The 24,079-nt window shown below is 67.9% G+C and carries 15 protein-coding genes; 3 read left to right on the top strand and 12 right to left on the bottom strand.

All coding sequences use genetic code 11. The features are described 5' to 3' along the window. Positions 1-171: 171 nt before the first annotated feature. The 7 genes from trxA to QZ670_RS03695 form a co-directional block, all read right to left on the bottom strand. Positions 172-492: a thioredoxin gene (gene trxA / locus QZ670_RS03725; RefSeq protein WP_007404159.1), complete on the bottom strand. Its 321-nt coding sequence runs from the start codon at positions 490-492 to the stop codon at positions 172-174. Positions 493-544: 52 nt separating this feature from the next. After that, positions 545-3,988, bottom strand: coding sequence for a double-strand break repair helicase AddA (gene addA, locus QZ670_RS03720; protein ID WP_294252392.1), 3,444 nt, complete (start codon positions 3,986-3,988; stop codon positions 545-547). A 102-nt stretch (positions 3,989-4,090) separates the two neighbouring features. Next, on the bottom strand, positions 4,091-7,030 hold the full coding sequence (gene addB, locus QZ670_RS03715; RefSeq protein ID WP_294252390.1) for a double-strand break repair protein AddB: 2,940 nt from the start codon (positions 7,028-7,030) through the stop codon (positions 4,091-4,093). Positions 7,031-7,243: 213 nt separating this feature from the next. Beyond that, positions 7,244-7,996, bottom strand: coding sequence for a nucleotidyltransferase family protein (locus tag QZ670_RS03710; protein ID WP_294252388.1), 753 nt, complete (start codon positions 7,994-7,996; stop codon positions 7,244-7,246). Continuing rightward, positions 7,993-8,964 (bottom strand): phosphotransferase, encoded by a 972-nt coding sequence (locus QZ670_RS03705; RefSeq protein ID WP_294252409.1) that lies wholly within the window; start codon positions 8,962-8,964, stop codon positions 7,993-7,995. Before QZ670_RS03705 ends, QZ670_RS03710 begins: the two co-directional genes overlap by 4 nt. After that, positions 8,961-9,419, bottom strand: a complete 459-nt coding sequence (gene tsaE, locus QZ670_RS03700; RefSeq protein ID WP_294252386.1) for a tRNA (adenosine(37)-N6)-threonylcarbamoyltransferase complex ATPase subunit type 1 TsaE — start codon at positions 9,417-9,419, stop codon at positions 8,961-8,963. The genes QZ670_RS03705 and tsaE overlap by 4 nt, the downstream gene beginning before the upstream one ends. After that, complete coding sequence (locus QZ670_RS03695) at positions 9,416-11,755, bottom strand: PAS domain-containing sensor histidine kinase (RefSeq protein ID WP_294252384.1); 2,340 nt, start codon at positions 11,753-11,755, stop codon at positions 9,416-9,418. The genes tsaE and QZ670_RS03695 overlap by 4 nt, the downstream gene beginning before the upstream one ends. 331 nt (positions 11,756-12,086) lie before the next feature. Between QZ670_RS03695 and QZ670_RS03690 the strand changes: the two genes are divergently transcribed. Next, a complete protein-coding gene (locus QZ670_RS03690; RefSeq protein WP_294252382.1) occupies positions 12,087-14,999 on the top strand; it encodes a TonB-dependent receptor in 2,913 nt (970 codons plus the stop codon). A gap of 174 nt (positions 15,000-15,173) precedes the next feature. Here the strand turns inward: QZ670_RS03690 and ahcY are convergent, their stop codons facing one another. Further along, positions 15,174-16,592 carry an adenosylhomocysteinase gene (gene ahcY, locus QZ670_RS03685; RefSeq protein ID WP_294252407.1) on the bottom strand — a complete coding sequence of 473 codons (1,419 nt, stop codon included), beginning with the start codon at positions 16,590-16,592 and terminating at the stop codon, positions 15,174-15,176. A gap of 120 nt (positions 16,593-16,712) precedes the next feature. Next, entirely contained in the window at positions 16,713-17,285 is a 573-nt protein-coding gene (locus QZ670_RS03680; protein ID WP_294252380.1) for a YqgE/AlgH family protein, read from the bottom strand. 102 nt (positions 17,286-17,387) lie between these two features. Between QZ670_RS03680 and QZ670_RS03675 the strand changes: the two genes are divergently transcribed. Beyond that, on the top strand, positions 17,388-17,870 hold the full coding sequence (locus tag QZ670_RS03675; protein WP_294252378.1) for a peroxiredoxin: 483 nt from the start codon (positions 17,388-17,390) through the stop codon (positions 17,868-17,870). A 95-nt stretch (positions 17,871-17,965) separates the two neighbouring features. Next, complete coding sequence (dcd, locus tag QZ670_RS03670) at positions 17,966-18,520, top strand: dCTP deaminase (RefSeq protein WP_010543264.1); 555 nt, start codon at positions 17,966-17,968, stop codon at positions 18,518-18,520. Positions 18,521-18,710: 190 nt separating this feature from the next. On the opposite strand, the gene QZ670_RS03665 is transcribed toward dcd, so the two are convergent. From QZ670_RS03665 to QZ670_RS03655, 3 genes are all read right to left on the bottom strand, one after another. Continuing rightward, positions 18,711-19,736 (bottom strand): aspartate-semialdehyde dehydrogenase, encoded by a 1,026-nt coding sequence (locus tag QZ670_RS03665; protein ID WP_294252374.1) that lies wholly within the window; start codon positions 19,734-19,736, stop codon positions 18,711-18,713. Between the two features lie 308 nt (positions 19,737-20,044). After that, positions 20,045-21,865 (bottom strand): methyl-accepting chemotaxis protein, encoded by a 1,821-nt coding sequence (locus QZ670_RS03660; RefSeq protein ID WP_294252373.1) that lies wholly within the window; start codon positions 21,863-21,865, stop codon positions 20,045-20,047. Between the two features lie 295 nt (positions 21,866-22,160). Next, the gene (locus tag QZ670_RS03655; RefSeq protein WP_294252371.1) at positions 22,161-24,020 is read right to left on the bottom strand and encodes a methyl-accepting chemotaxis protein; all 1,860 of its coding nucleotides are present in this window, start codon (positions 24,018-24,020) and stop codon (positions 22,161-22,163) included. Positions 24,021-24,079 lie beyond the last annotated feature (59 nt).

Below are 24,079 nucleotides of genomic sequence, written 5' to 3'. Positions count from 1 at the left end.
TGCGGGAGGGGCTATTTTCTGCCGGTTGCGTTGGACTGAACACACCCCTCCCGCTTGCGGCGGGGGTTTTTATGCCGGGTGCGTCGGGCTGGGCACGCCCCTCCCGCAGGCGGGAGGGGACCGAGGGGAGGGAAGGTGTCTCACCGAGACCGTCCCGAAACCGTCTACACCTTACAGCGCGCCTTCGAGCCAGGCCTTGATCCGGCCCTTGGGCTCCGCGCCGACCTTGGTCGCGGCGGCGGCACCGCCCTTGAACAGAATCATCGTCGGGATACCGCGCACACCGTAACGGCCGGGCGCGTCGGGATTGTCGTCGATGTTCAGCTTGGCGATCGTCACCTGCTCGCCCAGTTCCTCGGACAGTTCCTCCAGCGACGGGCCGATCATCTTGCACGGTCCGCACCACTCGGCCCAGAAATCGACCAGCACCGGCTTGTCGGAGTTCAGGACGTCCGCTTCGAAGCTGGCGTCGGTGATCTGCTTGGTTGCCATAGTCTCAATACTCCTTGGATTGTCATCCATCTAGGACGCCCGGGTCGGTCGCTCAACCACCGAGCGCCAAGCTTTGCTCCCGGTCGCGATAGCCGGGCTTGTGCGCCGCCAGCAGTGCGTCGGGCACGGTGATCAGGCGCGGCCCGGCCGTATAAAGCAACGAGACCGACACCCGCCGTCCCGGGAAGATCACCTCCAGCGCGGCGGCATAACCCGCCATTTGCGCCAGATGGAATGCGGGCACATCGTCGATCTTGCCGGGGGCGCGGCGCCCCGTCTTATAGTCGATCAGACGGATTTCGTCCGCGCCGATCAGCAGCCGGTCGACCCGACCCGAAACGACAAGCCCATTGGCCAGCGTCGCGGCGATCGGCGCTTCGGCGAGCGAACCGGGCCCGAACAGCGGCGCAAAGGCCGGATCGTCGAGGATCGCAAACACGGCACCCGTCACGTCGGAGCGCAGGGCGGCATCCTCGACACCTGCGGCTTGGGAAAGCCAGCGCTCGGCCGCCCCCCGCCGCTGCTCCGGCACCACCGGTGGCAGGCGTTCGAGCAAGCAGTGGATCAACCGTCCCCGCTCGGCCGCGGCGCGCATGGCGGGTGTGGGGGGCGGATCGGCGACCATGTCCTCGCCCAGCTGCGACGGTGCGAGCGGGCGCGGCGGTCGCGACTCCTGCGGCGCGGGAGTATGAACCCAGTCGGGCAGCCGCGTTTCCTCACGCGCCGTCGACACGATCACGGTGCCGGTGCGAGCCGCGACCGGCGGTTGTGGCAAGATGCCGAGGAACTGGCGCGACCGGCCGTCACCCGGCTCGACCTCGGGCACGCCCAGCGCGGTCATCGCGCGGGCGCAGGTCGCGTACCAGCTATGCATCGGCGGCACGCCCGCCGCCCGCTTGCCAAGCGCCCCGCCGACCACCAACTGCTCCTCCGCCCGCGTCGCCGCGACGTAGAAGAGCCGCCAATGCTCGGCCAGTTCGCGCGCGGCGATCTCGGCGGCCACGGCATCCAGCGGCCCGCCCCGTTCGTCGGCGCGCGGCGGGAAGACCGGGATCGGCAAGGCCCCCGGCTCGGGCGTCCAGCGCAGGATCGAGCGGGGGCTCGCGGTCGGATCGGCGGTGGCGTCGGCCAGGATGACGAGCGGCGCCTGCAATCCTTTCGAGCCATGGGCGGTCATCACCCGCACCGCGTCAAGCGGTGCCGAGGGATCGCGCACGATCTCGACATCGCCGCGATCGAACCAGTCGAGGAAGCGCTGTAGCGACGGCGTCGCGCGCGTCTCGAAGGTGAGCGCGGCGTTGAGCAGTTCCTCGATCGGATCGCGCGCCTCCTCGCCCAGCCGCAGCAGCAGCTTGCGCCGCCCCTGCAGCGGGCCGGACAGGATTTCCTCGAGAAAGCGGTAGGGCGTGGCGAGGTCGGCGCGGCGCAGCAGGTCGTAGAGCGGCGCCAGCTTCTCGGCCGGCTGGCGCTCGCGCAGGTGCCGCCACAGTCCGCCGCGCTCGCGCACGGCCGCGGCCATCAGCTCCTCCTGGCTCCAGCCGATCAGCGGCGAGACCAGCAGCGATGCCAGCGACAGATCGTCCTCGGGCTGGAGCGCGAAGCGGATCGCCGCGAGCAGATCCTGCACCGCCAGCGGCGCGTTCAAGCGCAGCCGGTCGACGCCGGCAACCGGCACGCCCTCGGCATAGAGGCGGGCGACGATCAGCGAGGCGAGCTCGCCACGCCGCTTGACCAGCACCATCACGTCGCCCGGGGCGAGCATCCGGCCCTTGCTGGCGAGCGGCAGGTTGCCCACCCAGCCCTTGATCTGCCGGGCGATGCGGGCGGCGAGCGCGCGGGTGGCGTCGCCGATCCACTCTTCCTCGTCGGCCTCGCTGCCGCCCTCGATCACCGGCGGCCACAAAGTCACCGTGCCGGGGCCCGGCACTTCGCTGGCGTGCGGCTCGCTGTCGCTCATCGGGCCCATGCCGGGCTCGGGCAGCAGGTCCAATGCGGTATCGACGAACTCCAGCACCGGGCGGGTCGAGCGGAAGCTGTGGGTCAGCGACAGCGATTCCAGCTCGCGTGCCTCCACCTCGTAGTCCGGACGGAAATTCGCCAGCCGCTTGAACCGCTCGAACGCCGCCTGGAAGAAGATCGGGTCGGTGCCCTGGAAGCCGAAGATCGCCTGCTTGTAATCGCCCACGGTGAACAGCGTGCGCAGCCGATCGCCGCGTGCACCCTCGCCCGCGAAGAACTCGTCGGCCATTGCCGAGACGATCGCCCATTGCCGCGGATTGGTATCCTGCGCCTCGTCGATCAGCACATGCTCGGTCACCTGGTCGAGCTTGTAGCGCACCCATTCGCCCATCCCTTCCTGGCGGAGCAAGGCGATGGTGCGGCCGATCAGGTCGTCGAAGTCGACCGCGCCCAGCCGGCGCTTGGCGGCGGTATAAGCGCGGGCATATTCGCGGCCGGCTTCCAGCCCGCGCGCGAGCAGGTCGACATAGGCGGCACGCACTCGCATCGCGAGCAATTCGCCGCAGCGGCCATGGAGCCGCATCGCCGCCTCGGCATAGTCGGGATCCTGCGGCGCCTGGCCCTTGGCGAAGCTGCGCGGATCGCCCTTGGCCGTTGCCCAGACGAGGTGGAGATCAGCCAGCGTGTCGGCGCGCTGCTCCGGCGAGCGCGCAAGCCAGGCGGCGATCACGTCCGCGCGCTCCAGTCCGCGGGCAGTGCCCCATTCCCTGTTGGCAGAAGCGATAGTGCGTAGCGTTTGCACATCGAACCCATCGTCGCAGCAGCTTGTTGCGAGCGACTCCGCGATATCGCCCACGGGCAGGTCGAACGCCCTCCGCAGCCAGGGCTGGATGCCGATGGGCAGCCCCTCCAGCGCCTCGCCGGCCCGTGCGCATTGCTGCAGGAACCCTTCCGCCCCACCCTCGCCGAGCCGCAAGGAGAGCGCGCCGATCGCATCGATCACGCCTTCACGGCCCTCGCGCCGGGCCTCGACCAGCATCTCCGCGAGCGTTTCGCGGGCCAGCACCGCCTCCTCGCGCGCTTCCAGCGGGCGGAAGCCGGGCACCAGTCCCGCCTCGATCGGGAAGGCGGCGAGCAGCGACTGGCAGAAGCTGTGGATCGTCTGGATGCGGATGCCGCCGCCTGGCGCATCCAGCACCTTCGCGAACAGCGTGCGGGCAACGGCACGGCTCTCGGGGCCGATGCTCTCGCCCAGCGCGGCGAGATCGGCGGCGAGCTCCTCATCCTTCGCCCGCACCCAATAGGCCAGACGGCCGGTAATCCGCTCGGACATCTCGGCCGCGCCGGCCTTGGTGAAGGTGAGGCACAGGATCGCCGAGGGATCGGTGCCCGCGAGCAGCAGCCGCCACACGCGCGCGGCGAGCACCTGCGTCTTGCCGGTCCCTGCCGAGGCCGACAGCCAGATATGGCGACGCGGATCGCTGGCGCGCTGCTGGTTGCCCTTCAGCGGGTGAAGCTTGGCGGGACTGCGGCTCATGGGCGGCGTTCTTCCACCCTTGCCCCTGCGAAAGCAGGGGCCCAGGAGTCGCGAGGGAATCCCGTGTGGTCCTGGGCTCCTGCTTTCGCAGGAGCACTGAACTTACTCACGCCCATACCATTCATCCCGGCGCATCAGCTGGTCATATTCCGCATAGGGCGCGTATTCCGGCACCAGCTTGGCGGTGAACGGGCGCTCGCCGGTCAGCCACTCGCCCGCCGCCGCGGCGAAATGCTCGGCGGCGATGCTGACGAAATCCTCGGCCGGCACCGGCTCGCGCTTCTTCGGATCGACCGGCGAATCGACATAGCCGAACGCGCCGCTCTTCGGATTGCGCGCCAGCGACCAATATTCGAATGCCCGCGCCGCGCCCTCGATACCCTCGAACCCGCCGCGCTCGGCGATCAGCCCCAGCAGCCCGAGCTGCAGGCTGAACCCTGCCTTCACCGCGCGCGTGCTCGGCGGCTGCCCGGTCTTGTAGTCGACGATCGCCAGCGCGCCGCCCTCCAGTCGATCGAGCCGGTCGAACTTGCCGCGCAGCGTCACGCCGGCGAAGTCGATCGAACCGTCCCGCTCCACCGCCAGCACCGTGCGGCCCCTCACCCCCTGTTCGACCAGCTCGCCAGCGATCCAGTCGATTGCCTCGATCAGCCGCGGTTGCCACAGCGCGCGGATCAGCGGGTGGGTACGCGTGTCGGCCAGCATCGCCTCGGCGCGGGCCCGAAGCAGGTCCGGGCGGCAATCGTCCTCTTCGAACCAGCGCTGGAGCACGTCGTGCACCGCGGTGCCGCGCCACGCCGCGCTGGGATCGGCATCGACGGGATCGAGCGGCATCAGCCGCAGCATCCGCCGCGCGTAGAAGGCATAGGGATCCGCCTTGAGGCGATCGACTTCGGTGACTGAAATCACCCGGGGCCGATCCTTGGCGGGCGGCGAAGGCTCGGGCCGCGCGACCGGCGCAAAGGCGCCCGGCGCGTCGATCGCCGCCATCCACGCGGCGAGGTCGCCTGCCCGCTCCAGACCACCCGACAGCGCCTCCAGCCGCAGCCAGAAGCGCGAAGCGATGGTCGGCGCGCTCGCGTCACGGCGGGCGCGGGTAAGCAGCACATCCTTCGCCCCCAGGCCGATCGCGAGATCATGCGCCGAGACGCCGATCCGCCGCTCCAGCCCCGGCAGCCCCAGCTCGGCACGGATGCGCGGCGCGAGCCACGGGTCCGGCGCGGGCAGCCCCGGCCACACGCCCTCGTTAAGCCCGCCGAGGATCATCAGGTCGGCGCTGTGCAGCCGCGCCTCGATCAGGCCGAGAATGGCGAGCCGCGGATGCCCGCCCTGCGGCGGCCGCACCGCGACTTCGTCCATCAGCGTGCGCAGCATGGGCGCGAGGCTGTCCGGCTCGGCCAGCGCCGGGCCATGTGCGGCCTCGCGCTCCAGATCGTCGAGCAGCAGCGCGGCGGCGCGGCCGTCTTCGCGGCTCCACAGCATGTCACCGCCCAGTGCCTGCGCTGCCTCTCGAAGCGCTGCGACCAGCTCGGCGAGCGGCTGCGCGCCCCCGGCGAACACTGCCTCCAACGGCGCGAGCAGTGGCCGCGCCGTCTCCCACCAGCGGGCAGCGGTGCGGCGAAGCGTCCCTTCGCGGCCGCCCTGCTCGGCGAGATGCGCGTCGACACCGCCAAGTCCCGGCGCCGGGCGCGGGCCCCGCAGCGCGAGGTCGAGCGCGCGGGCGCCGTCCAGCCAGGCGGCACGGTCGTTCGGCTGCACCAGCGGGTGCTTGAGCAAGGTCAGCAGCGGCATCGGCGCGAAGGCCTGTGCCGCCGCATCGGCCAGCGCCAGCAGCAGCGTGCCCGGCGGGGTGAGCGACAGCGGCTGGCCGGCGGAGTCGTCCACCGCGATCCCCCAGCGCGCGCAATGCGCCGCCACACGGCGGGCAAGCGCGCGATCGGGAGTGACCAACGCGGCCGTGCGCGCCGGCGTCTCCAGCGCCTCGCGCAGCGCCAGCGCGATCGCCTGGGCTTCCTCGGCGGGGGTCGCGAGTTCGAGCGCGCGGACGCCGTCCAGCCGCCGCTCGCCGGCGGGCAGGTCGGTCCAGCGATGGGTGAGCTCGGGCGGCTGCATCGCGGAGGCGATCGCCTTGCTGCGCGCGGGCGGCGCATCGAGCTCGCTGGCGACGCGCCATTGCTGGAACTCGCCGCGCGCCACGCCCATCCGGTCGAGCAGCAGCTTGAGGTGGAATTGCGGGTGCGTCTCGAGCGCGCGGCGGCGGCGCCCGGTGGCGGGGTCCGGCTTGTGCGGTCCGAGCGACTCCCATTCGTCGTCGCCCATCGCGGTGGCGAGCGCGGGGAGCACCACCATGCCCTCGGGCAGCCCCGCCACGACCCGCAGCAGCCGCGCGATGGCGGGCGCCGCCGTGGTGATCCCTGCGGCGCAGACGAAGCCCGACGGTGCCGTGGCCTTCCACCGCGCGGAGACGCGATCGAGCAGGCGCCGGCGCCGCTCGGGCAGATCGACGCGCCCCAACTTGGCCAGTTCCTCGGGCCAGCGGGTCAGCACGATCTCGAACAGCGCGAGCGAACGCTCCCAATGCGCCGACAGCTCGGGGCCAAGCTCGAGCTCGCGGAGCCGCCGGGGCGAAACTTCCTCGACCAGCAACTGGTCGAGCGTCGCGCCGAGATCGCCGGCCAGCCGCACCGCCTCCGCCGCGTCGAGCCGCGCATCATGCCCCTGGAGCAGCCGCGCGAGGATCATCCGCCGCTGGAGCGGATCGACCGCGGGAGGGACCGGTTCGGCATCGTCGACCGTCTCGAACACCGCCTCGTCGAGTTCGGGGTCGCCGATCGCAACCAATCGGGGCAGCAGCAGCCCGCCGCCGCTCTCGCGCACGAACGCGTCCTGCATCGCGCGCTTGGCGCGGTTGTTCGGCAACAGCACCACGCCGCGCGCCAGCCGCAGCGGGTCCGCCCCGAAGCGGCGGATCAGCCCGATCGCCAGCGCATCGGCAAAGGCCCGGTGCGGCGGGATCGTGTAGAGGTGCAGGGCGTGCGACATGCGGCTCGGCAAAAGGGGAACGGAGCGCGAACCTTAGCGGGGTTGCACCAGACGGCGCAACCTTCGAAGCAGCTTATCCTCCCCCTCCAGGGGGAGGTGGCGCGCAACGCGCGGCGGAGGGGGAGGATGCCAGAACGGAAACGATCGTGCTTCCTCCCCCTCCGTCAGGCTGCGCCTGACACCTCCCCCTGGCGGGGGAGGATATGGGTGGGCTTACAGCTCCGCGAGGGCCAGTTCGGTTTCGCGGATCGCCTTGGGCGAGCCGACATCGAACCACAGCCCCTGGTGCACCGCGCCCCAGAGACGCCCGGTTTCCATGGCGCGGTTCCAGAACAAATTGGTCGAGAACGGCCCCTCGGGCCAGTCGCGGATCACGCGCGGCGACAGGATCTGGATGCCGGTGAACACGAAAGGCGCCAGCCGGCCCGGCTTGCGGCGCTCGGTGATCCGCCCGAACGCGTCCAGCCGGAAATCCCCCTGCCCGCGATGGCAGGTGGCGCGCGCCAGCGGCACCAGCAGCAGCAGCGCGTCCATCTTGGCATCGTCCCATTGGGCGGCGAGCAGCCGGATCGCATCGCTGGGGCCATCGAGCCACAGATTGTCGCTGTTGACGCAGAGGAAGGGCTGGTCGCCCAGCAGTTCGCGGGCCTGGACGAGGCCACCGCCGGTCTCGAGCAACTGCTTGCGCTCGTCCGACACCAGCAGCTCCATGCCCTTCACCCGGGCGCGCAAATGCGCCTCGAGCTGGTCGGCGAGGTAATGGACGTTAACCACCGCGCGCTCGACCCCGGCCGCCGCCAGGCGATCGAAGACATGGTCGATCAGCGGCTTGCCGGCGACCTCGATCAGCGGCTTGGGCCGGGTGACGGTGAGCGGACGCATCCGCTTGCCGAGGCCGGCAGCCATCACCATCGCGGTCCTGGGCACCGGCGCTGCGGGCTGCGGGCGGAGCGAATAGATCGTCATGCCGCCACCTGCATCGGATCGCCGCGCTTCTCCGGCGGCACATTGGCGGCGAACCAGTCCGCCACCGGCTTGAGCGCCGGATGCGCGAGGTCGCGCTCGAGATAGGTCCACACGCGCGGACAGAGCGACGGGTAGCGCGGCTTGCCGTCGCGCTTCCACAGCCGGGTGAAGATACCGAGGATCTTGGCGTTCCGCTGCGCGCCGAGCACGTGATAGGCGGTGTCGAACGCCTCTCCCGCGCCGGTCGCGTCCCGGTAGCGGGCAAGCATCGCCGCCTCGGTCGCCTCCGGCACGTCGCGACGCGCATCCTGGAGCAGGGAGACGAGATCATAGGCGGGATGGCCGGCAAGCGCGTCCTGGAAGTCGAGCAGTCCCAAGCCTTCGCCACCCTCGATCAGCATCAGATTCTCAGCATGATAATCGCGCAGCACCGTGACGGGGCGATGACCATCGAGCAGCGGCGCCAGCACCGCATCCCAGGCGCCGCGATAACCGGCGGCATCCACCTCCAGCCCGACGGCCGGGCAATACCATTCGATGAACAGCCCCGCCTCGCGCTGGTAGACGGCGAGGTCGTACGGCGCCTCGACACCCGCCGGCGCCTCGTGGAGCCGCACCAGCAGATCCACCGCCGCGCCGTAGAGGCCCAGCTCGCGCGCCGGCTCGGCATCAACGGTCTCGCGCAGCCGCACGTCGCCGAAATCCTCCAGCAGCACCAGGCCCTGCGCCAGGTCCTCGTGCAGGATCGCGGGAGCGGCGAAGCCGAGGTCGGTCAGCCAGCGCGCCACGGCCAGAAACGGGCGCGGGTCCTCATGCGGCGGCGGCGCGTCCATCAGGATCGCGCTGCGGTCGCCCTCGACGACGCGGAAATAGCGGCGGAACGAGGCATCGCCGGCAACGGGGAGGATGTCGGCTCCTGCCCAACCGGCAGAAGCGAGAAAAGCGGGCGCCGCGGGCGGCGGAGTCATGTCAACGGCCATCGGCCTTCCCATGCCGCCGGCACGCGCGCTGTCAAGCTACGGGTGCCGTCCGCCGCGACCGCCAGCGTCAGCCACAAGGCGTCGTGCCATGCCGATGCGGGCAGCCGCTCGGGCCATTCGACCAGCAGCAGCGCATCGTGGCGGGCGTCGTCGAGCCCCAGCTCCTCGGCCTCGTCCGGGTCCTCGATCCGGTACAGGTCGACGTGCAGCACCGGCAGCCGCACCTCGGGCACATCATAGGGCTGGACGATCGCGAAGCTCGGCGACGGCGCCTCGCCCTCCAGTCCGAGGGCGGCGAGCAGCCCGCGGGCAATGCTGGTCTTGCCGGCCCCCAGTGGTCCCGACAGCGCGATGACGTCGCCGGGGCCGATCACTGCCGCCAGCTTCGCACCAAGCGCCAGCGCCTCTTCGAGCGAGGCGAGCAGGATAGTGTTTTTGGTCATCCGCGCGGCAACTCTACCGTGACGAGCGTCCCCTGCCCCGGCTCGGAGATCAACTCGATCCGCCCGCCATGCGCCTCGACGAACTGCTTGGCGAGCGGCAGGCCCAACCCCAGCGCGCGGTCGCCGCCGCGCGAGGTGCCGACCTGCGCGAACCGGTCGAACGCGCGCGCCACCGCCTCGGGCGGCATACCGGGGCCATCGTCGCTGACGATCACCCGCGCCACCCGCGCATTGCCGTCTAGATGCAGCAGCACGCGGCCGCCCTCCCCCGTGTTGGAGACCGCGTGACGCAGCAGATGCTCCACCGTCTGGCGGATGCGCCGGGCATCGCCCTGCACTACGCCGACCGTGCCCGCATCCTCGATCACCAGCTCGATTGCCTTGCCTTTGGCGAGCGGCGCGATCACGTCGGCCGCGCTGGTCGCGGCGAGCTCGACGTCCACCGTCTCGCGCTCGATCGGCTGGCCCTCGCTCTGGGTGAGATCCAGCACGTCGTCGATCAGCCCGCCGAGCCGATCGACCGACATCAGGATCGCCTCGACATATTCCTTGCCGTCGGCGCTCAGCTTGCCGGCAAAGCCGCCCTGCAGCATCTCGCCGAAGCCCTTGATCGAGGTGAGCGGCGTGCGCAGCTCATAGCTCATATTGGCAACGAAGGCGGTGCGGACTCGGTCGGCCGCTTCCAGCGCCTCGTTGCGATCGCGAAGGGCCCGCTCCACGCGCTGGCGATCGGTGGTGTCGAGCATCGTCACCAGCGCGTTGCCGTCGGGCAACGGCACCGCGGCAATGTCGAAATGGCGGCCATTGGCGAAGGTGATGCTGGAGCCGCGCTGCTGGCGATCCTTGGCGGCGAGCCGGATCAGGTCGCCGATGATCTCGGCGCGGGCCGCGTTGACCAGCTTGCCGCCCGCCGCCTTGACGATCGTGGCGATCTGCGGGTGGCCGTCGAGAAAGCCGTCCTCGAAGCCCCAGACTTGGCGGAACTTGCGGTTCCACAGCTGCAGCCGCCCCTTGCCGAACACCGCGACCGCTTCGGCCAGGCTGTCCAGCGTGGCGGTGCGCACCTGCTGCATCTCGCCATGTTCGCGCTGGAGTTCGAGCTGCTGGGTCTGATCCTCGAAGATCAGCAGCAGCCCGCCTTCGGGCAGCGGCTGGGCGACGACGCGGAGGTGCGTGGTGCCGATGCTCCAGCTCTCCTCCACCGCCTCGGGCGAGGTGAACCATTCGCGGCGCTCGGCCTTCCAGTGGGGGAAGTCGCGCACGTCGGGCAGCTTGCGCGCCTCGCGCATGCGTTCCAGCACGCGGTCGAATTCGGGGCGGTCGGCCAGCCACTCGTTTTTCATCGCGAACAGGCGGCGGAAGGGCTGGTTGCAGAACACCAGGCTGCGATCCGAGCCGAACTGCGCGACGCCGGCAGACATCCGGTCGAGCATCGCCCGCTGCGCCTCGGCGAAGCGCTTCAGACCGCCGCGGGCGCGCTCCAATTCCTCGATGTCGACCGCAAAGCCCGCGATGCCGCCGGTCGGCAGCGGCACGTCGTGGAGGCGCAGCATCCGCCGCGCACCGGCGATCGTCGCGGGCATCGCGGCCGATTGCGGCTCCTGCGTGTCGCGCGCGATCGCGGCGTTGGCGAGCGGACCGCCCAGCCCCGCGCCGTCGACCAGTTCCACGCCGCGCGACACCACGTCCTCGGCATCGCGGCCTTCGACCGCGCGCACATAGGCGGTGTTGACCATCAGCAGCCGCAGATCGGGCCCGCGATACCACATCGGCATCGGCGCGGCCTCGATCAGCGCGGTCAACGCGTCGAAGGCGGCGCGCAGCCGATCGGCCTCCCGCTCCAGCGATCCCACCTCCGCCTGACTGTCGGTCGAGTCGAGCACCCAGAGCAGCACGCTACCCGGCGTCTCCACCGCCTCGGAGGCGCGCTCGCCGAGCACCAGCAGCATCCGTTCGGAGCCGCGCACCGGCAACGACAGGCGGAAGGACTGGCCGGCACGCTGCGCCGCCTCCACCTGCTCGCCGAGCAAGGCAACGTCTTCGGGATCCAGCCCCGAATCCTTCTGTGACAGGCGGGCGAGCGAATCGACCGGTCCGTCCAGGCCCAGCCAGGCCGCGAGACGCGGCGACATCTCGATCCTGCCATCGGCGCGAACCAGCATCGGCAACGCCGGCGAGGTGCGGGCAAAGCGCAGCAACCGGCGGTTCTGCTCATAGGCGGTGCGTGCGGCGGCGCGTGCCGCGAGCCCGGCATAGAGCGCCCAGACCGCCGCGATCAGCACGAACGCAAGCACGGCGCCGACGATGGCTGCGCCACTCTGCGATAGAACGATCACCAAAGGGTCCCCAGGCCTGCCACGCTTCGTCCTTAAGCCAATGCAGCTCGGTGCGAAAAGCATTTTGGGCACACGTCCCCACGGGGGACTGAACCCGACACGCCAAAACATTTCAGAAACATCATCGAAATGAAAAAGCGAAACATTGAATTATTGTAGAAATACTTCCAAAAATCGCAATTGTTGCGAATTTGCTACACAGATGAATGGAATGACATAAAAGTCCTAACGGGCCGTAGCGCGCACCAAATTCACCCCCTACTCCGCTGCCGGTTCACGCATGCGTAACCGCGCATGCCAGTTTGTTTCAGTACGAGTTAGGACGTTTTCTATGTATCTTTTGCGTCGCCACCATCTTTTGGCAAGCACGCTGCTTGGAAGCGCACTGATCGCGATTCCGGCCGCTTCCGCACAGACCGGCGCGGACCAGACCGCCGGTACCCAGGACCAACCCTCCGAAATCGTCGTGACCGGTTCGCGTATCGCCTCGCCGGCCGCCGCATCGGCCTCGCCGCTGCAGGTGATCAGCGCTGAGCAGATCCAGCAGCAGGGCGCGATCAACGTGCAGGAAGTGCTGCTGCAGAACCCGGCTTTCGGTGCCCCCGGCATCAGCCGCACCAATTCGAGCTTCGCCACCCAGGGCGCGGGCGCCGCGACGGTGAACCTGCGCAACCTCGGCGAAGATCGCACGCTGGTGCTGGTCAACGGCCGCCGCTTCGTCTCGGGCCAGCCGGGCAGCCAGGCGGTAGACCTCAACGTGATCCCGACCGGCTTCATCGAGCGGATCGACACGCTGACCGGCGGCGCCTCGGCCGTCTATGGTTCGGACGCGGTCGCCGGCGTGGTGAACATCGTCTACAAGAAGAATTTCGAAGGCCTGCAGGCCGATGGCCAGCTCGGCATCACCGATCGCGGTGATGGCTTCGACCAGCAGTACAGCCTGCTCGGCGGCAAGAACTTCGCCGACGGTCGCGGCAACGTGATGCTGTTCGGCAGCTATTCGAAGCAGGGCACCGTGCTGAAGCGCGATCGCTCGACCGAAGCGGGTTCGAGCGCGGTCGATTCGTCGAGCGCCAGCTTCACCCCGAATGATCCCGAGCGTCCCTTCCTGTCCGGCTTCACGCCCGGCGGCCGCATCTATGCGGGCGACCAGACGTTCAGCTACAACACCGGCTCGCTGGTGAACTGCACCGACATTAGCTGCGGCGGCTTCAACCGTTCGGACTATCGCTACCTCGCCGTCCCGGTCGAGCGCTATGTCGCCGCCGGCCGCGCGAACTTCGAGTTCTCGTCGGCAGCCAATGTCTGGGTCGAGGGCAACTACGCCAAGACCAAGGTGCGCACGGAGATCGAGCCCTTCCCGCTCAGCTCCGATCTGGTCGATATCGCCACCGGCGGCCAGGTGCCGATCGAGTCGATCGTCGCCGGCACCCGCTATCGCAACCCGTATGTGCCGAACGCGATCTTCAACGCCGCGACCGACACCGACGGTGACGGTCTGCGCGACGTCTATTTCGAGCGTCGCCTCGCCGATTTCGGCCCGCGCACCTCGTCCGCGGACCGCGACCTGTTCCGCATCGCCGGCGGCGTGAACGGTTCGTTCGCCGGGGATCGCTGGAGCTATGAAGTCTATGGTATCTACGGCCAGAGCAAGGAGCATCAGACCGGCTCGGGCCAGTTCGACAGCACCAAGTTCACCCAGGCGCTGAACGCCTATACCGATCCGGCAACCGGCCAGATCGTCTGCGCCGACCCCGCCGCGCGTGCAGCAGGCTGCGTGCCCGCCAACATCTACGGCATCGGCACGCTCGCGCCGGCCGCCGGCTATATCGAGGCGCCGACCACGCTCGATGCCAAGGTCACCCAGACGGTGTTCGGCGGCAACGTCACCGGCAAGCTCTTCTCGCTGTTCGGCGCCGACGAGGTCGGCATCAACATCGGCACCGAGTATCGCCGCGAGACCAGCAGCAACACCTTCGACCTTCTCACCCAGCAGGGCCTGAACGGCAACAATGCGCTGCCGGCCACCTCGGGCAGCTTCCACCTCTGGGAAGGCTTCGGCGAAGTGATCGCGCCGCTGCTTCAGGATCGTCCGTTCTTCCATGCCCTGAACGTGCGCGGTGCGATCCGCGTGTCCGACTATTCGACGGTCGGCACGACGGTCAGCTACAACTATGGCGGCGAGTGGGCGCCCGTGGAGGACATCCGCTTCCGCGTGATCGCCGCGCGTTCGGTGCGTGCGCCGAACATCAACGAGCTGTATCAGCCTGCACAGCAGGACTTCCCGAGCGGCCTGCAGGACCCCTGCCTTGGCGTGACGGCGGCCACCGGCGGTACGCTCGGCACGCAGTGCCGCGCAGCCACCGGTGTCGCCGCGAACATTGCCGCCAACGGTGCCTTCGCGGTGAGCCAGGCGGACAAGCAGGGCATCACCAGCTTCGGCGGTGGCAATCTGAACCTGCAGGAAGAAAAGGGTGACTCGTTCACGGCCGGCGTCGTGATCAACCCCCGCTCGATCCGCGCACTGCGCAACCTGGTCGTGACGGTCGATTACTTCAATATCCGCATCAAGGACGCCATCGTCTTCACCCCGCTCCAGTACACGCTGGCGCAGTGCTACAATGGCGGCGTGCAGTCCTACTGCTCGCAGATCGTGCGCCGTGCGGCGGCGGTCGGCGCGAACAGCGTCGGTTCGATCGACGAGGTCAACACCACCTTCCGCAACAGCGGCGGCCTGAAGACCTCGGGCATCGACACCACCGTGACGTGGAACCAGAACCTGTCTGACTGGGGCCTGGCCGGCAATCTCGGCCTGCGCGGTTCGTACACGCACCTGTTCACCGGCTATACCGTGCCGGTGCCGAACGCGGACCGCGACTATTTCGCCGGTGAGATCGGCGCGCCGCGCGACAAGTTCACGATCAACGGCAACTATGCGATCAACGGCGTCGGCCTGACGGTCACCGGTACCTGGCTGAGCCAGTCGAGCATCGACGACCAGCTGACCGGCGAACGCCCGGGTACCGATCCGTCGGTCCGTGCACGTCCGCAGTTCTACCTGGACTCGCAGCTGCGCTTCCGCGTCAACCGCCAGTACGAGTTCTTCGTCGGCGGCGACAACCTGCTCGACAACAAGCCGCCCTACCTCGCCGATATCGGCGCCTCGGCCGGCCAGGACACCGATGCAGGCGTCTACGATCCGATCGGCCGCCGCTATTATGCGGGTGTCCGGATCGCCTTCTGATCCGAACTGCTTTCGACCTGATAAGGGGGCCGGCAACGGCCCCCTTTTTTTTTATGTCTGCCCGGGCGAGCCGTACACCGAATCCCGTGCCACCGGCTGCCGAGCGGCACGCATACGAAAAGGGCCGCGCTCCCTTCGGAGCGCGGCCCTCGTGGCTTCAATCGCGGAAAGCGATCAGTAGCGGTAGTGGTCCGGCTTGAACGGGCCTTCGACCGGAACGCCGATATAGGCGGCCTGCTTCTCGCTCAGCTTCGACAGATGCACGCCCAGCTTCTCGAGGTGGAGTGCGGCGACCTTCTCGTCGAGGTGCTTCGGCAGGACGTACACTTCGTTCTTGTAGTGCTCGCCGCGGGTCCAGAGCTCGATCTGCGCCAGCGTCTGGTTGGTGAAGCTGGCCGACATCACGAAGCTGGGGTGACCGGTGGCGCAGCCCAGGTTCACGAGGCGGCCCTTGGCGAGCACGATGATCTGCTTGCCGTCCGGGAACTCGACCAGGTCGGTGCCGGGCTTCACTTCGGTCCACTTGTAGTTCGACAGCGCCGAAATCTGGATCTCGCTGTCGAAGTGGCCGATGTTGCAGACGATCGACATCGGCTTCATCGCCTTCATGTGATCGGCGGTGATCACGTCAGCATTGCCCGTCGCCGTCACGAAGATATCGGCGCGCTTGACCGCCTCGTCCATGGTGACGACCTCGAAGCCTTCCATCGCCGCCTGCAGCGCACAGATCGGATCGATTTCGGTCACGAGCACGCGGGCGCCGCCGTTGCGCAGCGACTGGGCCGAGCCCTTGCCCACGTCACCGAAACCGGCAACCGCGGCGACCTTGCCGGCGAGCATCACGTCGGTGGCGCGACGGATCGCGTCGACCAGCGATTCCTTGCAGCCATAGAGATTGTCGAACTTCGACTTGGTGACGCTGTCGTTGACGTTGATCGCCGGGAACGGCAGCTCGCCCTTCTTGGCGATCTCGTACAGGCGGTGCACGCCGGTGGTGGTCTCTTCCGAGACGCCCTTCAGGTTCTGCACGGTCTTGGTGAGGTAGCCCGGATACTTGGCGACGAACGCCTTCAGCGCGCGCTGGAATTCAACTTCCTCGTCATTCTCCGGCTCGCCCAGCGTCGCGCCGGCTTCGAGCTTGGCGCCCCACAGCGCGAACATGGTCGCGTCGCCGCCGTCGTCGAGGATGATGTTGGCGGTGGTGCCGTCACCGTCGGCGCCCCAGTTGAAGATGTCGCCGACATAGTCCCAATAGTCGGCCAGGCTCTCGCCCTTGACCGCGAACACCGGCACGCCGGTCGCGGCGATCGCGGCGGCGGCGTGGTCCTGCGTCGAGAAGATGTTGCAGGTCGCCCAGCGGACCTGCGCGCCGAGCGCGGTCAGCGTCTCGATCAGCACGGCGGTCTGGATCGTCATGTGCAGCGAACCGGTGATGCGCGCGCCCTTGAGCGGCTGCGATGCGCCGAATTCCTTGCGGAGCGCCATCAGGCCGGGCATCTCGGTCTCGGCGATGTTGATCTCGGCACGGCCGAAATCGGCGAGCGCGATGTCCTTGATGACATAGTCGTTTTTAGCCACGGGCTGCTTCTCCAGTTGCAGGCAAATGCTGGCGCACCGGGAATCCTCCCGGCCGCATGGGTGCGCCCCCTACCCGCTTCGGGTCAGGCGCGCAATGTTAATATAAAGATATCTTTATATGCCGTTCGGCCGAATTCAAGCGGTACCCGTGCTATTTGCGAGCAGCCGCGGATCGATGCCTGCGCCGACGAACCCCTCGGCCCAGCGCTCGTACACATCCGTGTCGTAGAGCAGCGCCAGATCGGCGGGCGTGTTGAACCAGCCATGGCGGGTCAGCTCGGTCTCCAGCTGCCCCTCGCCCCAGCCGGCATAGCCGAGCGCGACCAGCCAGCGGCTCGGCCCCTTCCCCTCGGCGATCGCGCGCAGCACGTCGATCGTGCCGGAGAGTTGCCAGCGGCCGGCGACGTCAATCGTGTCCTGCCCGCTCCAGTCGGCCGTATGCAACACGAAGCCGCGGCGCGGCTCGACGGGCCCGCCGAAATGCACCGGCACGTCGGGCACGTCGCCGGGATCGATCTCGAACTGTTCGAGCAGGTCGTGCAGGCCCAGCCCCTCGATCGTCGCGCCGATGCCGATGCCCAGAGCGCCTTCGGTATCATGGGCGCACATCGCGATCACCGCGCGCTCGAAGCGCGGGTCGCCGATGCCGGGCATCGCCAGCAGGAACTGGCCGGTAAGGGAAGGCGTCGAATCCATGCTATCCACCATATCGTTCGCCCTCCCTACGGGCCACGCTTGAATTTGTTGCGCGGGATGCGATGGAGGCGGGGCGGCCGTGCGGCCGCAGGATTCGTACAAGGAGAGAGCAGCATGACGATCCAGACCGGCGATCGCATCCCCGACGCCACGCTCGTCAAGGTCACCGCCGAGGGTCCGGACCAGGTCCAGGCCCCCGCCTATTTCGCCGGCCGCAAGGTCGCGCTGTTCTCGGTGCCCGGCGCCTTCACCCCCACCTGCTCGGCCAAGCACCTGCCGGGCTTCGTCGAGAAGGCAGACGCAATCAAGGCCAAGGGCGTCGACGAGATCGCCTGCACCGCAGTCAACGACTTCTTCGTGATGAAGGCCTGGGGCGAGGCAAACGGCGTGGCCGACAAGGTGACGATGCTCGCCGACGGCAACGGTGCCTTCGCCGAGGCGCTGGGCCTGACGCTGGACGGCACCGGCTTCGGCCTGGGCAAGCGCGGCCAGCGCTTCGCGATGATCGTCAACGACGGCGTCGTCGAGCAGCTGTTCGTCGAGGCGCCCGGCGCGTTCGAGGTCAGCTCGGCGGACTATGTGCTGAGCAAGCTCTGATCGACCCACCTCCTCCCTGCCGCCGCGGGGAGGAGGATGCGATTGCGGGGCGGTCCGCTTGACGAGTGCCGCCCCGCCCCGCACTACCCGCGCCCATGTCCATTCTATCCGACCGCTGGATTCGCGAGCAGGCGCTCAACCACGGCATGATCGAGCCCTTCGTCGAGAGCCAGCGCCGCGAAGGCTGCATCAGCTACGGCCTCTCCTCCTACGGCTATGACGCCCGCGTCGCCGACGAGTTCAAGATCTTCACCAATGTCGACAGCGCGGTGGTCGACCCGAAGAATTTCGACGCGAACAGCTTCGTCGACCGCAAGACCGATGTCTGCGTAATCCCGCCGAACAGCTTCGCCCTCGCCCGGACGGTGGAGTATTTCCGGGTGCCGCGCGACACGCTGGTGATCTGCCTCGGCAAGTCGACCTATGCGCGCTGCGGGATCATCGTGAACGTCACGCCGCTGGAACCCGAATGGGAGGGCCATGTGACGCTGGAGTTCTCCAACACCACGCCGCTCCCGGCCAAGATCTACGCCAATGAAGGCGCCTGCCAGTTCCTGTTCCTCAAGGGCGAGCAGCCCTGCGAGACGAGCTATGCCGATCGTGCGGGCAAGTACATGGGCCAGCGCGGGGTGACCCTGCCGCGGCTGTGAGGCCCACAATCCTCCCCTGTAAGGGGAGGTGGCGCGCGTAGCGCGACGGAGGAGTGTCAGCGCTGGAGGCGTGGACCACCCCAGCAGCGCTGACACCCCTCCACCACCGCCTGCGGCGGTGGTCCCCCTCCCCCTCCGGGGGAGGATCTGAGACGAAAAAGGGCGGCACCTTGGCGCCGCCCCGCTCCCTTTACGCCTTCTGCAGGTGGCGCCGGCCCAGCAGTTCCGCGATCTGCACCGCGTTCAGTGCCGCGCCCTTGCGGAGATTGTCCGACACGCACCACAGCGACAGACCGTTCTCGACGGTCGAATCCTCGCGGACTCGGCTGACATAGGTCGCGTACTCGCCTACGCTCTCGATCGGCGTCACGTACCCGCCATTCTCGCGCTTATCGACCAGCATGATGCCCGGTGCCTCGCGCAGGATCTTCTGCGCGTCCTCGGCCGACAGTTCGTCCTCGAACTCGAGGTTGATCGCCTCGGAGTGGCCGACGAACACCGGCACGCGCACGCAGGTCGCGGTCACCTTGATCTTGGGATCGAGGATCTTCTTGGTCTCCACGACCATCTTCCACTCTTCCTTGGTCGAGCCGTCGTCGAGGAAGCTGTCGATGTGCGGGATCACGTTGAAGGCGATCTGCTTGGTGAACTTGGCCGGCTCCACTTGGTCGCCGACGAAGATCGCGCGGCTCTGGTTGAACAGCTCGTCCATCCCCGCTTTGCCCGCGCCCGAGACCGACTGGTAGGTCGCGACCACCACGCGCTTGATCTTGGCGGCATCGTGCAGCGGCTTGAGCGCCACCACCATCTGCGCGGTCGAGCAGTTCGGGTTGGCGATGATGTTGCGCGCCTTGTAGCCGTCGATCGCCTCCGGGTTCACCTCGGGCACGATCAGCGGCACGTCCGGGTCCATCCGGTAGAGCGAGGCATTGTCGATCACCGTGCAGCCCGCGGCGGCGAACTTGGGCGCATATTTGGCGCTGCCTTCCGAGCCGATCGCGAACAGCGCCATGTCCCAGCCCGTGGGATCGAAATGCTCGATGTTCTGGACCTTGTACTGTTTGCCGGTCTCGCCATAGTCGACCATGTCCCCGGTCGAGCGCGACGACGCCAGCACGGCGAGCTCGTCGATCGGGAATTCCCGCTCGGCCAGGATGTTGAGCATTTCGCGACCGACATTGCCGGTGGCGCCTGCGACGACGACACGGTAACCCATTTGTACCTCTTTCTTGCCCGCGCCGACACCTGCGGCGTGGAGGCTCTTTAGTGGGGATGGAGGGTGGAATGCACCAGCATTCCGCTGCTTCGCTGCATAAAGCGCAGCTATCGCGCCCGGATTACGGGCGCGGTGTAATTCGCGTGGATTTGGCGCGTTTTCGAAGCATCGCGTCTTCCGCTAGCAGAAACATGCTTGCGTGGCGATCCCCTTTTTGCGCAATTTCATGCCGCGCCCCACATCTACACAAAAATAAAGGCCCGCCTTCATCCAGAGACGAAGGCGGGCCAGTGTTGAACGGCTGGCGGTCAGAAGCTTGCCCATTCCTCCACTTTAGCGCCGGTCGAGCGCACCGCGCGCACGCTGGTCGCGTGCGCCGCGTTCGAGGCGACCGGCAGGGCATGAACCCTGGAACGGACGGGTTTGCGGTGGCTGCGGTCGCCGGCGTTGAAGCGCGAGGCCTGCTCGGTCAGCGCGTTGACCTCCGAGCTGAGGTTGCGGGCGGCAGCCGAAGTCTGCTCCACCATCGCAGCATTCTGCTGGGTGGTCTGGTCGATGCTGTTGACCGCCGTCGCCACCTGGGTGACCGCCGTGGCCTGGACCTGGTTGTCCCGGGCCATGGTCTCGAGCAGCGAATGCACTTCGTTGACGTCGCCGACGATCGCGCCGAGCGCACTGTCCACACGGCGGACCATGTCGACCGCGGCGTTGATGTCGGTCTGCGTCGCGGTCAGCTGGTCGCGGGCGCGGCCCGCCTCCTCTTCGGCACGCATCGCCAGCGCCGAGACCAGGTCGGCGACGACCGCGAAGCCGCGGCCCGCTTCCCCTGCCCGGCCGGCTTCGACCGCCGCGTTCATCGCGAGAACGCGGGTCTGGAAGGCGATCTTGTCGAGGCCCTCGATCACGGTGTCGATACCCTTGGCGCTTTCCGAGACGCGGCTCATCGCCTGCATCGCCTCGTCCGCCACGGTGCGGCCGGTATCGACCACGTCGATCGCCCCGTTGGCGCGCTCCACCGTCTTCGTAGCCGCCTCGGCAGTCGCCTTGATGCGCTGGTCCATCTGGCTGACCGCAGCCGAGGTTTCCTCCAGGCTGGCGGCCGCGCCTTCGGTGCGACGGGCAAGATCCTCGCTGGCCTGCGCGATTTCGGCCGAGCCGGTCGAGATCGTCTGCGCGCTTTCGATCACCGCTGCGATCAGTTCGCGCAGCGAGGCCACGGCCGCGTTGAAATTCTGCTTCAGCTTTTCATATTCGGGGTCGAACCCTACGTCGATGGTTGCGGTGAGGTCGCCGCCGGCGAGCTTGTTCAGGCGGTCTTCGAGCGTCTCGACGACCAGCACCTGCGCGGCATCCGCCCGCTTCTTGGCTTCGGCGAGTTTCGCTTCGCGGACCGCCGCTTCCTTGAATACCAGCACCGACTTCGCCATGACGCCCACCTCGTCGCCGCGGTCGGTGCCCGGCACGTCGACATCATGATGCCCGCCCGCCAGCGCGCGCATCGTTTCCTGCAGCTTGCCCAGCGGCCCGGCAATCTGCGCTCGGGTGACGACGATGGCGGCGCCCATGCTCGCCGCGATGGCGGCCAGCGCGACGCCGAGCAGCGTCAGCGCCGCCGCATTGGAGCTGGCGGTCAGCGCGGCGGAAGCCATTTTACCCTCTGCCGCCCGCTTGTCGTTATAGTCCTTGATTGCCTTGGTCAGCGCATCGGCCCGCTCGTCCGCCTGCGCGAGCAGTGCCTTTGCCGGATCGTTGCGATCCGCCAGCCCCGCCGCGATCGCGGGTGCAAGCAACTTCTGCAGATCATCCATGTTGGAGTCGATCGGTGCGAGATCCGCCGCGCTCTCCTTTTCGGCGGCGATAACCTCGCGCAGATAGTCCTGCGCCTGCTGGTACGCCCTGACCTCGTCTGCCGCTGCCTTCTTTGCGTCGGACGAGCTGCCCTCATAGACAAGCGTCTTGTACGCATTGTACATCATGGCGTTGCTCAGCCGGTTGACGCGAATGAGGTTGGCCGAGTTCGGCATCTTCACGTCGGTCAGCTGGGAATAGTTCGCGTCGATGGTGCGCATGACGCTGCCGCCATACCAGGCCACACCCAGGGTCACGATGCCGAGCAAGCCCAGCATCATCATTATCTTATACTGTATTTTAAAGTTCATGATCATTTGCGCGCGGATTCCTTCATTGCGCCTGTCAGAAGCGCCAGATATTCACGCGGAAATTATAGTGGTCCGGCCGCCCCCGCGGTGGCGATGGCCTCCGGCACTGCGCCTTGTGTTTGAAAAGGCCAGATAGATCATTTTTGATTCATGCGGCATGACCGCTTCGCCATGCTATCCGCACCAACGCCAAGAGCCCGCCCGCGTCCTGATGACGCGAGCGGGCCCCGGCATGCCCATAGGTGATCGGCGCAGCGGGACGCGATCAGAAGCTCGCCCATTCCTCCACTTCGGCGCCGGTCGACCGCACGGTGCTGACGCTTGTGGCATGCGGCGCATTCGAAGCGACCGGCAGCGCATGGACCTTGGAGCGCACCGGCTTGCGGTGGCTGCGATCGCCGGCGTTGAAGCGCGACGCCTGCTCGGTCAGCGCGTTGACTTCCGAGCTGAGGTTGCGCGCGGCGGCCGAAGTCTGCTCCACCATCGCGGCATTCTGCTGGGTGGTCTGGTCGATGCTGTTGACCGCCGTCGCCACCTGGGTGACCGCCGTGGCCTGGACCTGATTGTCCTGCGCCATGGTCTCTAGCAGCGAATGGACCTCGTTGACGTCGCCGACGATCGCGCCGAGCGCGCTGTCGACCCGGCGGACCATGTCGACCGCGGCGTTGATGTCGGTCTGCGTCGCGGTCAGCTGGTCGCGGGCGCGGCCGGCTTCCTCTTCGGCGCGCATCGCCAGTGCCGAGACCAGGTCGGCGACGACCGCGAAGCCGCGGCCCGCTTCCCCTGCACGGCCGGCTTCGACCGCCGCGTTCATCGCGAGAACGCGGGTCTGGAAGGCGATCTTGTCGAGGCCCTCGATGACGTTGTCGATGCCCTTGGCGCTTTCCGAAACGCGGCTCATCGCCTGCATCGCTTCGTCCGCCACGGTGCGGCCCGAGTCGACCACGCCGATGGCGCCGGTGGCGCGCTCGACGGTCTTGGTCGAAGCGGCGGCGGTCGCCTTGATGCGCTGGTCCATTTCGTGCACCGCGGCCGAGGTTTCCTCGAGGCTGGCAGCGGCGCCTTCGGTACGGCGGGCAAGATCCTCGCTGGCCTGCGCGATTTCAGCCGAGCCGGTCGAGATCGTCTCGGCGCTCTCGATCACCGCAGTGATGAGTTCGCGCAGCGACGATACGGCGGCGTTGAAGTTCTGCTTCAGCCCTTCATATTCGGGGTCGAAGCGGGTTTCGATGGACGCGGTCAGGTCGCCGCCGGCGAGCTTCCCCAGGCTATCCTCAAGCGTCTCAACGACGATCTGCTGCGCGGCATCGGCACGCTTCTTGGCCTCGGTCAGCTCTTCCTGGCGCAGCGCGGCTTCCTTGAAGACGAGCACCGACTTGGCCATCGTGCCGACTTCGTCGCCGCGCTGGGTGCCGGGCACCTCGACATGGTTCTGGCCGCCCGCCAATGCGCGCATCGTATCCTGCAGCTTGCCGAGCGGGCCGGCGATCTGCGCGCGGGTGACGAAGATGGCCAGGCCCATGCTTGCGACGATGGCGGTGAGCGCGACGCCGAGCAGCGTCAGCGCAGCAGCATCGGAGCTGGCGGACAGCGCGGACGACTGCTTCTTCGCCTCGGCGACGCGGCCATCGTTGAACGCCTTGATCTTCGCCGTGAACGCGGTTGCGACGCCGTCGGCCTTGGCCAGCAGCGCCTTCGCTTCGACATCGTTGTTGGCGAGGCCCTGCTCGATCGCCGGCGCCACTGCATTCTGGAGTTCCTCCAGAGCACTGCGAATGGGCGCCAGATTGGCCGCTGCCGTCTCGGTCGCCTCGACTTCGTTCAGATAGTCGACGGACTGCTTGTATGCCGCAGCCTCGTCAGCCGCTGACTTCTTGGCCTGCGCCGACGTACCTTCATACACGAGGGTCTTGTACGCGGCGTACATCATCGTCTGGGTCAGTCGATTAACGCGGATCAGTTTCGCCGTGTCCGGGTGCACGACGTCGGTCAGCCGCGTATAGTCCGCATCGATCGACTTCATGACTCTGCTGCCATACCAGGCGACGCCCAAGGTCACGATGCCAAGCAAGCCCAGCATCATCATGATCTTGAACTGGATTTTGAGGTTGGCCAGGAATTGCACGCTCAGTTCCTCCTAGGCGCAGCCCGGAGGTGCGCAGATCTCCCACCTGCGCATTATAG

Origin of the sequence: uncultured Sphingomonas sp. (assembly GCF_913774285.1) — a bacterium.
In the GTDB taxonomy this organism is placed as follows: Bacteria; Pseudomonadota; Alphaproteobacteria; order Sphingomonadales; family Sphingomonadaceae; genus Sphingomonas.
This window is presented reverse-complemented; position numbering and strand designations above follow the sequence as displayed.

Bases quoted from the DNA above. Each gene is read 5' to 3' on its own strand.
- trxA (WP_007404159.1), bottom strand. From the start codon at position 492: ATGGCAACCAAGCAGATCACCGACGCCAGCTTCGAAGCGGACGTCCTG.
- addA (WP_294252392.1), bottom strand. From the start codon at position 3,988: ATGAGCCGCAGTCCCGCCAAGCTTCACCCGCTGAAGGGCAACCAGCAG.
- addB (WP_294252390.1), bottom strand. From the start codon at position 7,030: ATGTCGCACGCCCTGCACCTCTACACGATCCCGCCGCACCGGGCCTTT.
- QZ670_RS03710 (WP_294252388.1), bottom strand. From the start codon at position 7,996: ATGACGATCTATTCGCTCCGCCCGCAGCCCGCAGCGCCGGTGCCCAGG.
- QZ670_RS03705 (WP_294252409.1), bottom strand. From the start codon at position 8,964: ATGACTCCGCCGCCCGCGGCGCCCGCTTTTCTCGCTTCTGCCGGTTGG.
- tsaE (WP_294252386.1), bottom strand. From the start codon at position 9,419: ATGACCAAAAACACTATCCTGCTCGCCTCGCTCGAAGAGGCGCTGGCG.
- QZ670_RS03690 (WP_294252382.1), top strand. From the start codon at position 12,087: ATGTATCTTTTGCGTCGCCACCATCTTTTGGCAAGCACGCTGCTTGGA.
- QZ670_RS03680 (WP_294252380.1), bottom strand. From the start codon at position 17,285: ATGGTGGATAGCATGGATTCGACGCCTTCCCTTACCGGCCAGTTCCTG.
- QZ670_RS03675 (WP_294252378.1), top strand. From the start codon at position 17,388: ATGACGATCCAGACCGGCGATCGCATCCCCGACGCCACGCTCGTCAAG.
- dcd (WP_010543264.1), top strand. From the start codon at position 17,966: ATGTCCATTCTATCCGACCGCTGGATTCGCGAGCAGGCGCTCAACCAC.
- QZ670_RS03665 (WP_294252374.1), bottom strand. From the start codon at position 19,736: ATGGGTTACCGTGTCGTCGTCGCAGGCGCCACCGGCAATGTCGGTCGC.
- QZ670_RS03660 (WP_294252373.1), bottom strand. From the start codon at position 21,865: ATGATGCTGGGCTTGCTCGGCATCGTGACCCTGGGTGTGGCCTGGTAT.